Annotated in this window: 10 protein-coding genes; 6 read left to right on the top strand and 4 right to left on the bottom strand. The window is 45.0% G+C overall.

Going from position 1 to position 12,701, the window contains the following annotated elements; genetic code table 11:
- Positions 1-386: 386 nt before the first annotated feature.
- From MM817_RS13740 to MM817_RS13760, 5 genes are all read left to right on the top strand, one after another.
- Positions 387-1,016, top strand: coding sequence for a hypothetical protein (locus MM817_RS13740; protein ID WP_241716167.1), 630 nt, complete (start codon positions 387-389; stop codon positions 1,014-1,016).
- Positions 1,017-1,083: 67 nt separating this feature from the next.
- Complete coding sequence (locus MM817_RS13745) at positions 1,084-2,007, top strand: Rpn family recombination-promoting nuclease/putative transposase (RefSeq protein ID WP_241716169.1); 924 nt, start codon at positions 1,084-1,086, stop codon at positions 2,005-2,007.
- A gap of 112 nt (positions 2,008-2,119) precedes the next feature.
- The gene (locus tag MM817_RS13750) at positions 2,120-2,536 is read left to right on the top strand and encodes an ASCH/PUA domain-containing protein (protein ID WP_241716171.1); all 417 of its coding nucleotides are present in this window, start codon (positions 2,120-2,122) and stop codon (positions 2,534-2,536) included.
- A complete protein-coding gene (gene recJ, locus MM817_RS13755) occupies positions 2,517-4,175 on the top strand; it encodes a single-stranded-DNA-specific exonuclease RecJ (RefSeq protein ID WP_241716173.1) in 1,659 nt (552 codons plus the stop codon). Before MM817_RS13750 ends, recJ begins: the two co-directional genes overlap by 20 nt.
- A 3-nt stretch (positions 4,176-4,178) precedes the next feature.
- Positions 4,179-4,526 (top strand): hypothetical protein, encoded by a 348-nt coding sequence (locus tag MM817_RS13760; protein ID WP_241716175.1) that lies wholly within the window; start codon positions 4,179-4,181, stop codon positions 4,524-4,526.
- Between the two features lie 627 nt (positions 4,527-5,153).
- Here the strand turns inward: MM817_RS13760 and MM817_RS13765 are convergent.
- Positions 5,154-5,837 carry a PIG-L deacetylase family protein gene (locus tag MM817_RS13765; protein WP_241716177.1) on the bottom strand — a complete coding sequence of 228 codons (684 nt, stop codon included), beginning with the start codon at positions 5,835-5,837 and terminating at the stop codon, positions 5,154-5,156.
- Positions 5,838-5,896: 59 nt separating this feature from the next.
- Positions 5,897-6,115 (bottom strand): ArsR family transcriptional regulator, encoded by a 219-nt coding sequence (locus MM817_RS17475; RefSeq protein WP_419723406.1) that lies wholly within the window; start codon positions 6,113-6,115, stop codon positions 5,897-5,899.
- Between the two features lie 301 nt (positions 6,116-6,416).
- Between MM817_RS17475 and MM817_RS13770 the strand changes: the two genes are divergently transcribed.
- The gene (locus MM817_RS13770; RefSeq protein WP_241716179.1) at positions 6,417-7,301 is read left to right on the top strand and encodes a hypothetical protein; all 885 of its coding nucleotides are present in this window, start codon (positions 6,417-6,419) and stop codon (positions 7,299-7,301) included.
- 1,073 nt (positions 7,302-8,374) lie between these two features.
- On the opposite strand, the gene MM817_RS13775 is transcribed toward MM817_RS13770, so the two are convergent.
- Both MM817_RS13775 and MM817_RS13780 read right to left on the bottom strand, forming a co-directional pair.
- Positions 8,375-10,660, bottom strand: coding sequence for a thiamine pyrophosphate-dependent enzyme (locus MM817_RS13775; RefSeq protein ID WP_419723404.1), 2,286 nt, complete (start codon positions 10,658-10,660; stop codon positions 8,375-8,377).
- A 29-nt stretch (positions 10,661-10,689) separates the two neighbouring features.
- A complete protein-coding gene (locus MM817_RS13780; RefSeq protein ID WP_241716183.1) occupies positions 10,690-11,688 on the bottom strand; it encodes a 2-oxoacid:acceptor oxidoreductase family protein in 999 nt (332 codons plus the stop codon).
- Positions 11,689-12,701: the final 1,013 nt, after the last annotated feature.

The following is a 12,701-nucleotide window of genomic DNA, read 5'->3' on the forward strand; positions in this document are numbered from 1 at the left end:
ATGCGGATGCATAAGCAATCCATTGAATGTGTATCATGTGTGTGCATGCTTTGGCCGCAACGGGTGACAAGGAGAAAGACGTCCCCTTTTTGGCACACTGAGTGTATCGTTCTTAAACTACTGAAGATTAGCGAGAGGGGCACCTGATGAGATGACCGTTTATGAGCATCGTGAAAAAACCATTTCGCTTGGCATTCGTCCGTCCCTTTCTGCAAAAGGGTAAGTCTATAACCAAGCTTAAGCTAGTGGTAGTAACAATGGAAGGACTACTATACGGTGATTACGACTCTACAAAGTTTCTCTTTTGCACAAAAGTGATCATAACATTTTAATATACGAGTCTACTACACCCATACTTTTTGCCGTGAGTTTTGGAAATAGCAGACGTGCTCGCACAACGCTATGCACTCGCGTATGGGATTGACATCGTTTCCTCTCCAGAGTACCTAGATGACCAACGAACGATCACGGATCTTATCGCGAGTGTACACATGCCAGAAAGACATTATGGTCGAGTGGAACCCATTACACTCGTGATTGTAGGTTGCGTCGATCATGCCCCCACGCGAAAACTGTTGCACGAACAAGTGCACACACTTCGTGATGCGGTGTACATCGACAGTGGCAACGGTGGCGTGACGGTTCCAGATGATCCAGAGCACATCAACCGGTATCTGCTGGCGAAGATCAAAGCGACCGGTTGGGATGGGCAAGTGGTTGTTGGAGTGAGAAAAAACGGACAGGACGTGATGCCGTTTCCAGGCGAAGTCTTCCCTAACCTGCTCGAAGCAGAGGAAGGGGAGAACCTGCCTAGTGAACAGCATTGTGGAGAAGTCGTGGTCTCCCAACCGCAACGTCTCATGACCAATGTGATGGCGGCAACGAGTGTTTTCATGTTTCTACACACGTTGTTATCCGACGGCACGTTGTTGCATCACCGCACCTTTTTTGACGCGCACAAAGGCTTTATGCGGTCTGAAGCGGCGATGGATCACGTGTTGGAAGTATCGTTGTAAGCACCAAAAGCCCTCTTTTCAAGGGGGCTTTTGCTGGTTATACTCAACATAAGAGGGAGACAAACCAATGCCAATCTATCACAATGAACCTATTGATCTCATGGTTGACTACGCGTTCAAGCAATTGTTTGGACAAGCGAGGAATAAGGACTTATTGATCTCCTTTCTCAATGCGTTGCTTACAAACAGCCTAGCTTCACCGATCATCTCTGTGCAATTTGGTAACACAGAACAGGCACAAGAATATCGAGAAGATAAGCTCTCTCGCATGGATGTGTTCGTAGAAACGGATCAACAAGAGCGAATCAACATTGAAATGCAAGTGGCGCATGACTACGGTATGGCGAAACGCACCTTGTATTACTGGGCGGAACTGTATCGTGGGCAAGTGGTATCAGGCGCTTCCTATCAAGAACTGCATCGAGTGATCACGATTAACCTGATTGACTTTGTGCAATTCCCATCGACGGACAGGTATCATACGAGTTATCATGTGGTTGAGGATCAAACGCACGAACGGTTGTCGGATGCATTAGAGGTTCACTTTGTTGAAATGCCAAAGCTACGCAAAAGTATCACCGATTTAGAAAAAGCTGTACAGGATCCATTAGAAAAGTGGTTACTCCTCTTGGAATCCGGTAAAAATAAAACGATACACCATGTATTGGAGGTGGCGGCGATGAATGATGTGGAATTAAAAAAAGCGTTAGATGAAGTAGAAGAAATCGGACGCAAACCAGAGAATTGGGCACTCTACATCTCACGCAAAAAAGCCATTCTTGATGAGGTAAGTCGAGAAGCGTCTTATCGTGAACGTATTGAAAAAGCTCATGAACAAGGCATGGAACAAGGACTTGAGCAAGGCATGGAAAAAGCCCGAATCGAACTAATTCAGCACATGTTATCAAAGAAACTTTCACCTGAAGAAATCACAAACCTGACCGATATTCCACTAGAGGATATTAAGAAAATAGCAGAATCGATCCACTAATTAATAACGAAATCAACACCGTCTACCACTAGGTAGGCGGTTTTTTGCTTGCTACATCAGCCACGTGAACGTTGTAGATTAGGTGGAATGGAGAAAACGGAGGTGATCATCCATGCAAACGCATGATCTAAAAATTTGGCCTGAGCATTTTCGAGCTGTGGCAAGCGGAGAAAAAACAGTCGAGCTACGAAAAGATGATCGCCGATACGAAGTGGGTGATGAGCTTCTATTGCATGAGTACGATCCAGATACTGCATCGTATACAGGATCTGAGTGCAGAAGAAGGATCACACACATTGATCACGGTGGACCGTGGCTCCATCAAGGCTATTGCGCACTCTCTATTGCGAATCAGGAAGAATCTACCGAAGCTCAACTCATGTTGTACCGATTGGCTCTCAAGGCAATCGCGACTGGTGAATTGGTTCGATGCGATACATTGCAACATGCGCAAACTATAGCAAAAGATGCACTGATGCTCGTAGAATCTAAGCAAGTAGGTGTATGTCTTGAAACGTTGGATAGGTAGGAAAGCAGATATCGAACTTGCTCAACAAATCGCACGGACTCATCAACTCCACCCACTGGTTGCACGCATTGTAGCAGCACGTGGCTACGATATCGAATCCACACAAGCATTTTTGTCTCCATCACGTGCACAACTTCATGACCCCTTTCTCATGCACGACATGCACAAGGCAGTAGCGCGTATACAGGATGCGATTGTGCGCAAGGAAACCGTGATGATCTTTGGTGACTACGACGTCGATGGCGTTTCATCGGTCACGATTCTCGTCAAAACCCTGCGCAAACTGGGCGTAGATCCCCTTTGGCGCGTGCCGGATCGCTTTTGCGAAGGCTACGGGATTCGTCCGCAAGCGGTCATCGACGCGAAGGAGCAAGGTGTCCATCTCATCATCACTGTAGACAATGGAATTGCCGCACTCGAAGCGGCAGATCTTGCGCGTACAAGTGAGATCGATCTCATCGTGACGGATCATCACCATATTGGCCATCAACTGCCTGACGCCTATGCACTTGTTCATCCAGCGCTCGGCGATTACCCGTTTCCTGAGCTATGTGGGGCAGGCGTGGCGTTCAAGCTTGCCCAAGCGTTACTCGGTGTTTTCCCAGAAGAATTACTGGAGGTCGTGGCGCTCGCTACGATTGCCGATCAAGTCCCACTGATTGGCGAGAATCGTATCTTCGTCAAGGAAGGCTTGCGTCAGATCAATCGGTCTCCAAGCGTAGGAATCCATGCACTAGCTGATGTGGCTAACAGCAAGCAAGGTGTAACGTCAACACGCGTGGCGTTCCAGTTGGCTCCTCGCATCAATGCCATCGGTCGTCTGGCTCATGCCAAGCGTGCGGTTGAACTGCTTCTTGCAGATGATCCACAAGAAGCTCAACGTCTAGCGCTTGAAGCTCACGCACTCAATCAGAAGCGACAAGCCATTCAAGAGCACATCTATCAGTCAGCGCTAGCTCAGATCGAAGAACACGCTTGGACAGATCAAACACTCGTTGTCGCAGGTGAATCGTGGCATGAAGGAGTCATTGGGATCGTTGCAGGGAAACTCACGCAAAACCTGTACAAGCCTACGCTGTGCCTGTCGATCAAAGATGGCGTCGCCAAAGGATCAGGACGGAGTGTACCTGGTGTGGATCTTTATGCGTTGTTGCAAGCTGTGCAAGCACAGACAAGTGTGTTCACGGCGTTTGGTGGGCATGCAGCGGCGGCCGGATTCTCCTTACCCGCAGATCGAATCAACGACTTGCGGAGTGCATGGGCAACGGTCGCACAGGGTATCGAGTGGGAACCACCGCATATCGATGTGGATGCACCGCTACACGTGCATGAGTTGACACCGCAGTTCATCACCGATCTGAAGCGACTTGAACCGTTTGGCCAAGCGAATCCCGAGCCTATTTTCTTCTTGCGTGATGTACACATTGGGGATGTACAGACGATGGGCGCCAAACAGCAACACCTACGCGCACGCGTGAAAGAAGGAACGGGACCTAGCTATTCGCTCGTCGCGTTTGGAGAAGGGGAACGGATTGCACAATGGCTAGAACGGACCCAGCGTCATGTGCTCGTCCATGTGGAGGAGAACCGCTATCGGGACATGGCACAGATTCAGATGCGATGGGTGGAGGCGAAATGATACGTGGAACGATTGAATTGTATTCCTGACTACCACCTTCCGAAAAACACCACCCGTTTCCATCGTCAGAAACTACGATTCAAGCAGGATTGTGATCAATTAGAGCAGGTGCTTCAACAGATGAGGTTACGGCAAGAGGTTCAACCCACCGAATATGTGACGCGAAAGATCACCGCAGTGGCTCTACGTATCGCCTCTGGTCAAAGAATGAGAAACGAAGATCACAGTCATCCCGCTAAAAAGTTACTCGCTTCACTGTCGCGTTACGATTACCAGCGAGCAAGGTATATAGGGCAACAGTTTGATGGGATTTATTCTATTTTAGTGGGCAAAGAAACGGAGTCTGGTTGAGGGAAGTGTGGATATACAGATTCACAAAGCGAATAAGAGACGTTGATGATAACGTTACAAGGTGTGTACAGGTAATGTTACAGATCGTCGAATATATGGGGAGTTGGTATAAACGAAATCGCATCCATTCAGGTATGGGGTATAAAACTGCTCTGGTGATGGATGATCATGGATGCATTGCTTCATGAGTTCGTTCATGTGTGTCTACTACCTTATACTAGATCCAATACGTCGAACGAACTATCCGTGATGTAGCCACGGAAATCCCGTTGACCGATGGTCAATACTTTGGAGATTATCCTTAGGCGTAGGGAGAAGGCGGCCACAGCCAAGCGACAACGCAAGGCTCACGATACAGCCTATTGGGCCAGACGGGTGGCCGCATACGAGCGAGCACAGGAACGTGTACACAAGTTCGAGAGTAAGTGACGTAGAGCGGTTTGCGGGAAAACCGCACGAGCCATTCATTGAGGGGCTGGACTCGAAAGAGGTCGGCCTACTCTATCACAAAATATAATCATGGTTTTGAGTATATTTACAACTTATTAAAAACCATTTTCGTCCATTACCTTCGTGTCTAGCATCTTATACTAGCTCCACTAAACATGAAGCTCTCCCTGTGTCTCATTAAAGATAAAGCTGTGAGTGCCACATTTTGTGGAGAGGTTCAATGGTCATTTGGACGTCAGGATTCATTTGATTCACTATTTGACGCAGACGACTTTCATTAATTTCTCCTCCAAACTGACTAGCATGCGCCTCTGCAGCATGTAGCTTGCGTTCAAATACTTCCGTGATGTCCACATAATAATTAGGTTCGTCGCAATTAAACAAATAAAGTTCTTGACTCCTATGACAAATGATGTCATTCGTTAGTTGGTCATGATAGTACCAACAATTCGCACCTAAGTGGGCCGCCTCAATCATCGCAAAACCAATAATTCTATGATCAGAATGTATTTCATACCTTTTCCAAGGATCAAACGTAATTACGACGTCTGGCTGAACAGATCTTACCAATCGAAATAACGTTTCTTTTAAATCACTGGCATACTGTAATTCTCCATCTCGATATCCTAGTTGGATGACTTTGTGAATTCCAAGTCGTTTAGCTGCCTCATCAAGTTCTAGTTTCCTCAATTCAGCAATGGAATCTGGTGACATCGTTGGGTCATGGCTTCCCTTTTCACCCTGCGTTCCAACCACTAAAGTTACGCTATTCCCTGCATCAGAAAGGCGTAAAATAGTACCTGAACAAAATACTTCATCGTCTGGATGGGCTATGCAAACCAATACATTTTTCCCTTGCATGATAAATAACCTCCCGCTATAGAGATTCCACTACACGTTTGAATAGTTCTATTGCGCGTTCATCTCGGTAGTAATACACCCACAACCCATTCTTCACACTCCGTACAAGCCCAGCATTGCGAAAGCAAGGATAAATGATGAGATACGGTCGATTGTGGTAACTGTAAATGAGCTACAAAGTCCTGAACGCAAAGTCCATATGGTTTTTTCTTCTTGATCCCGATGTTTGTTAAATCAATACGAAAATTTGTAAGATGAACCCTGTTGTCAAGACACACTATTTTAGTTGAAATCAATGCCAATAATGCTTATTATTCAGACAACTGTAGAATGATGTGTTGCAGCGTCCTTCTAGCCTCTTCGCATTCGCCGAGGCTGATGGGACAAGGTTTTTCTTGACCCACCAATTTTGCAATCCTCCTATTTTCACAGGAGATCTGTGTATCGATCCCGGCTTATCATTGGACATTAGATTTTTTTCGGAACACGACTGAATGGACTTGACTTTTTAAAATCATCCCAACAATCGTCGCGAAAGGGTTTGTTTTTCCCTTACTACCTTCGGTTGGAGTGTTCATCGTGAAACCTAGTTTTGTTCCACATCATTCCTACCAAACCTCTGTACTTCAACAGCTTCAATCGTATGACGGGTCGGGTCTTGTCATGATCAACAAAGACTGGCCCCTTCGTACGAAGTTGTGGATGACGGACCTCTCTTCCATCACGACCTTGCTTCATGATGTCTATTCCGATCGTGGCCCACAGCCGCAAGATCCTGCCTCTATGCTACGTTCTTTCCTGGTTTTCCTCATGATACATCCTGATAAAGGTCTCACCGAGTGGGTCAACGTGATGAAACGTACACCCATGTACGCCATTGCGAGTGGCTTTGATTGTAATCGCATCCCTGGTGTTGAAACCTTCTACGACTTCTTCAAGCGTCTTTGGCCCGCAGTCGATAACAATCTCAAATCCAAGTTCCAGAGGCGCAAGTTCAAACCCCCAAAAGGAAAAAAGAAAGGCAAAAAAGCTCCAATCGCTACACCAGGTCGCATCAAGCGACTTGTCCATTGGATGATACGTCATGCCAACTCGAAGACATCTTTACCTACCGATAGACTTTTTCATTTCTTTCAGACACACCTTCTTGCTGTGTCTGCGCAGCTTGGTTTGCTCGGCGATGTGAACGGGCTCAGTGTAACCGGTGATGGCATCCCGATTGTCACTGCCGCTTATCCCAGGAATACATCGACTTGTGATTGTCATGCCCAAGGCCTTGCCAAATGCAACCATGTTCGTCTGTATACCCAGCCCGATTGCGACTCAGGGTGGGACAGTGCGAGAGAAAAGTACTCAACGGATACCACATGTACATGCTCTCTGCAGCAGATAGTCCATACGATGTGCCTTTATACCCAAAACTACAGCCTGCTTCCAGGCACGATGCCGTCAGTTTTGTCATGAGCACAGTTGAATTCAAACAACGTTTCACCTTGGGCACGCTAGATAATATGCTTCTCGACGCCGCTCATGATGCCGAGGACATCTATCTCTTGCTCGATCATCAGAAGATCGAACCCTTTATCGACCTGAACATCCGGAGCAAAAAAACAAAGCAACGGACAGCGACATCCACATTTCGCCCGCAGGTAAGCCTATCTGCCCAAATGGTCATGAGATGCGTCCCAACGGATACGACAAGTCTCAAAAGCGCCAAAAGTGGCGATGCACGCCATCGTGTGGTTGTTCAACTGCCAAGTATGGACGCACATACCACACGCACAGCAGTGACCATCTCCGATTGTTTCCGAAGACCATCCGTGGTTCAGAAAAGTGGAAGCTCATCTATCAACGCCGTAAGTCCATGGAGCGCTCCAACAAACGTGAGAAGATTGACTACAAGCTCGAGTCCGGCAGACATCGCTCTACTCAGATGTGGATCATGCGCATCTATGGCATCATGATGTGTCAGCACATGGATGCGTGGTATCTGCACCAACAAGTCGAATGGAGCGAAGTGAGGAAAACCTTGTCTTCACATCTGTCCTCTTGATAGGGGCCTCGGTTGACCATCCACAGCGAGGGCCTTCGTAAAAATACGAAAGTCGTCGCCTGATTGCCTATGCTCATGTTCAAGGAACGGAGCGGAGCGGATCGTACAGATTTTTATTCATTCCCAGTTCAATATTGTCATGAGACCTATCCTTTGGACCTTTCCAACCCTTCAATACCGAGAGGCTACTTAGGTTCGAAATGTACGACATTCATTCCCAACTTAAGGAAGACGCTAAAAGTAAAATATAAGATGCAATAGAAGCAAAATTAACGAATGGACCCAACTTGCCGGTCCCGACCTCATCGCGGAGACTAACATCGCTAAACACACACATGTAATCTGAGCCATTGATTTTTGTGTGATTGGTGTATTGATCGCCCAAGAAAAAGCTAAGTTGGCGGTTTAACACCCGTTCAGCAGTCCCTACAGAAGAGCATGAGTCTATTAGCCCTCTCCGTACATATTTTTATGAAGGGCTATATTATAAATTTGGATTTTGATGCTTAGCTTTTAATCGAATCCATCGCCTTTCGACTTCATCTGAAAATAGTTGTAATTGATCGCTATTTTCGGGTTTTAATAAGTGTTTTGTTTTCCCCATGGTTTTTAACCATTCACTTACTGGGACGTATTTATTTTTTTCTTCTGGATTATACGTGATGGTAGTGATTCCGTGCTCTACTTCATAGAGAGGAAAAAAACAACTATCGACGGCTAGACCAACAATCTCACGTCCTGCTTCCTCTGCAGATTTCCAGTTAAGTGGGCAAGCAATTAAAATTTTGCCATAGGCCATGCCTTCATGTTGGGCATACCATTGTGCTTTTGCTGCCTTTTTAATTAAGTCTTGTGCATACGTTTCAACACCAGTGAAGACGTAGGGGATATTGGTTGCTGCCATAATTTGAGCCGTATCCTTGTGTTGAAATGTTTTCCCCTGTTCAAAAGAACCAACATTAGAAGTTGATGTCATATGACCTAAAGGTGTAGAGTAAGACAACTGCGAGCCTGTATTCATATAGCCTTCATTATCATATTCAAGAATGATCATTTTGTGGTTGCGTAATGCCGTTCCTATAGCAGATCCCATGCCAATATCCATACCTCCATCACCAGTAATCATGATAAAAGTCACATCGTCACTATATTCAATTTCTCCACGACGTTTCCGTTCATCAAACATCTCCACCAATCCCGATAGAGTCGCTGCGCCATTTTGGAATAAATTATGGATGTAGGTGACTCTGTGTGAAGAAAATGGATACCCTGTTGTGGTTACCATGGCACACCCTGTTTGATACAAAACAATGACATCACCTTCAATACCTTTGAGGAAAGTATTGAGTCCAGGGAAAATGCCACATCCAGGACAAGCACCGTGTCCCGGCGCGATACGTTGAGCTTTTGCAGTTAATGCTCTCTGTGAAGGTACCTTAACTTGCAATTGATCACTAGTTGGATCTTGTATCACTTGAATAAATCCTGTTTTTTGTTCTTTTTTTAATGGTTTTGTTCGTTCACTTGGTGCCAATGTAGGATCCCCAGCAGTTACACCATAGTAATCAAAATAGGGAACTTCCTTCCCAGACAACACCGTTAAACACAGCTCAAAAAAACGATCTGCATCCTCTGGATAAAAATCTCGTCCACCAAGACCATAGATTCTTGTCAGAACAGTCGCTGTGGAGTGCACCTCTTGCAAAGCTGCTTTGATTTCATGACTGATAACGCCTCCATGACCGCCCAGTGAATCGGCACGCTCAGCAACTAATATGACCTTAGCGAAGCGAAGCGCGTTTTGAATCGCTTCTTTAGGGAACGGCCGGATCAGTATTGGTGCGAGTACACCCGCTTTAATTCCCTTTGCCCTCAAATGGTCAACTGAATCCTTAGCTGTATCTGAAGCAGAATTGAGTAGCACAACAACAACTTCTGCATGATCCATGTGATATTGATGCAAGCATTCATAGGAGCGACCGGTTATATTCTTGAATGCCTCCGCAATTTCCAAATAGGCATCTTGTGCACGATACATAGCTTCTGATTGCATGAATCGAGTATTGATTAGATCAGGATCATTCATATACGGTCCTATGGTCACTACATGTTCAAGATCAAGTGCATCAATTGCTGGTTTTGGCATTTCCCCAACAAATTGTTGTACATCTTTTTGTTCAGTAAAATATTGCACCCTTCTTTTTTGGTGTGAAGTAAAAAAACCATCCGATGCAACAATGACAGGAAGACGAACATCCTTATGTTCAGCAAGTCGCAGTGCAATAAGGTTTAAATCATAAACGGCTTGTGGATCTTTTGCTAATAAGATAGGCCAACCTGTATGGAGAGCATAATAAAGATCAGAGTGGTCCCCACGAATATCGAGCGGACCAGAAACAGCACGAGTGACTAGATTAAGTACCATGGGGAATCGAGTGCCTGATTGGACAGGAAGTTCTTCTAACATATAAAGGAAGCCTTGTGCCGATGTTGCATTAAATACACGTCCACCAGCCGCAGCTGCACCATAGCAGATACCAGCTGATCCGTGTTCACCATCAGCAGGAATCATGACGATGTGATGTTCTCCATTAGCCTTCATTTCATCTAAATATTCCGCAATTTCTGTAGACGGTGTAATCGGGAAATAACCCATCATATGATAATCAATTTGCGCAGCAGCTTTTGCAGCCATTTCATTCCCGGAACGGAAGTCCGTCGTTTGTAAGAAAGGAAGTGCAGTTGAGATCACTTGCTGTTCTAATGCCATGCTCATACAGCTCCTTTTTGTACATATTTTTATGAGTTGACTGAACGCATCACTCGATGCTCATCTGCAAATCCATCCGTTTCGCGAATCGTACGTAATGCCTCTGTAGGGCAAGCATGAATGCATCGCAAACAACCCTTGCAATATTGATAATCAATGCCCAACAAATGTTGAAATGACCGGCCATGATGATCTTGTATAGTCGTCCACACGAAGCACATGTCAGGACAGGTCAGATCACAAGCAGCACAATGAATGCAAGCATCGGATAGAAATTCTGGGATATATCCTGAGCGAGATGCACTCAGATCACGTAGAGTCGAGTTGCCTGGATTAATGATGGCTCCCCCTAACGGCTGAGTTGCATATCCAAGAATGGATGATGAACGACTAAATGTGGCCTGTATTTCTTCATGATTGGATTCGAATATTTGGACATGACATTCATTCATACCACGATGAAAGGTTTGTATATTGGCAAAAACTAAAGCGGCGTATTTTTTAGAGAATGTATCCGTTATCACTTGTATGACTGCTTGTTCATCAAGAAAAGGAACAGCATGGCAAATAGCACCAAGCATGGCTGTATTAACGCGTGATTTTTCTTCTACTGCAATTTTAAGGGCATTGACACAAACAATTGTGCCTGATTGTAGTCCAATCATTTTTCTGATTTCATCCGGTTTCTTTTCGGTGTTCACAATGAGTGTTCCATCTTTCGTTAAACCAGCCATGCATTTTTCTGTGCGCAAAAGAGATTCATGAAACACAACAATTAATTGAGGTTTTTCAATTGGCGATGAAGACCGAATCTCCAATTCCGAATCCGAAAAACGAATACATGTTGTTACGGGCGTTCCTTTTTTTTCGGATCCATAGGATGAAAAATTAGATCCATTATATCCTTGATATAAAACACCTGCTTCAGCCAACATTTTCCCAGCAAGATTTGCACCTAAACCTCCGATGGATTCCATGCGAATTTCGTAGAATCCTTCCATATTTACATACATGGATAAATGGGTCATCTATCCTACTACCTCCTTCATCCCTCTATACCTATTGTGACAGAACGGGAGGAGATTGGCATACTCCATTTGAGTGGTATTGATTAGTATAAAATCATCAGCAAAAAATAGTCCTAAAGTGAGTTGTAAGTACATTGGATCTATGTATATCGGCATTATGTAATCAAATTCAGGTTCTCTTGGATGGTTCCTCATGTGAATTATTTGATTCATATGGCCATGGAGTTGAATCAGTGATAGAAGTGGAATGAAGTGGATAAAGTAATCACAACAAACGTGGCTGTTTTTATGTGCTCACAAAAACAGCAGGTATAGTCAACCTTCAATGATGCGTGGGTTAAACACACTTTTCAGTTTTCGTGTCTCTTGGATTCGAATATCAAGGCAGAAACGAGTATACTGACCTGCCTACATCATCTTGTCGTACGCGACCTGCAGATCGTACATCGCTTCGTCCTTATGGGTCAGGTGATCAAAGACGAATGGATCATAGAAGTCTTTATGACTAGAGGTCGTGTAAAGTATGCGTTTGTCTCGATAGATCCAACGTAGAAATAGCTCGTTGGCTAATGGGCATGGGAACAAGGCTGCAGCGGCTGAACGAAGAGATCCATCACCGTGATCGCATGATTTGTATGTATTGGAATCGAGATTCCGTACCCAGACTCATGGGCGCATTGTTGATGGAGATGGACAAGAACTAGCAGATGGGACATATATACCCTGAATATGGATGAGTATTTCGCGTGGCGTGATGAGCAAAAAACATACATAAAAAACATCGAATTATAACTAATCAGTTGACATAACTCGATCTCTACCGTGGGGCGAGTTCTCACCACATGTAAGACTTACTCCTGAGGATCGTCTTGTTTTGCAAGATGATTGGTATTAAGTCAATATGGTGGACACACCGAACAAAGAATATCAAAACAGTCTGACGGATTGCACCTTGGATTTAGCTTGCCTTTTTGTTCGCTTTTTTGAAATACATTGATTGGAATTGTACAGGG

The organism is Sulfoacidibacillus ferrooxidans, from assembly GCF_022606465.1.
Lineage (GTDB): Bacteria > Bacillota > Bacilli > Alicyclobacillales > SLC66 > Sulfoacidibacillus > Sulfoacidibacillus ferrooxidans.

What these genes read in the sequence shown, in the direction of transcription:
- MM817_RS13775 (WP_419723404.1), bottom strand. Translation starts at nt 10,660, where the DNA reads ATGGCATTAGAACAGCAAGTGATCTCAACTGCACTTCCTTTCTTACAA.
- MM817_RS13745 (WP_241716169.1), top strand. Translation starts at nt 1,084, where the DNA reads ATGCCAATCTATCACAATGAACCTATTGATCTCATGGTTGACTACGCG.
- MM817_RS13750 (WP_241716171.1), top strand. Translation starts at nt 2,120, where the DNA reads ATGCAAACGCATGATCTAAAAATTTGGCCTGAGCATTTTCGAGCTGTG.
- MM817_RS13780 (WP_241716183.1), bottom strand. Translation starts at nt 11,688, where the DNA reads ATGACCCATTTATCCATGTATGTAAATATGGAAGGATTCTACGAAATT.
- MM817_RS13765 (WP_241716177.1), bottom strand. Translation starts at nt 5,837, where the DNA reads ATGCAAGGGAAAAATGTATTGGTTTGCATAGCCCATCCAGACGATGAA.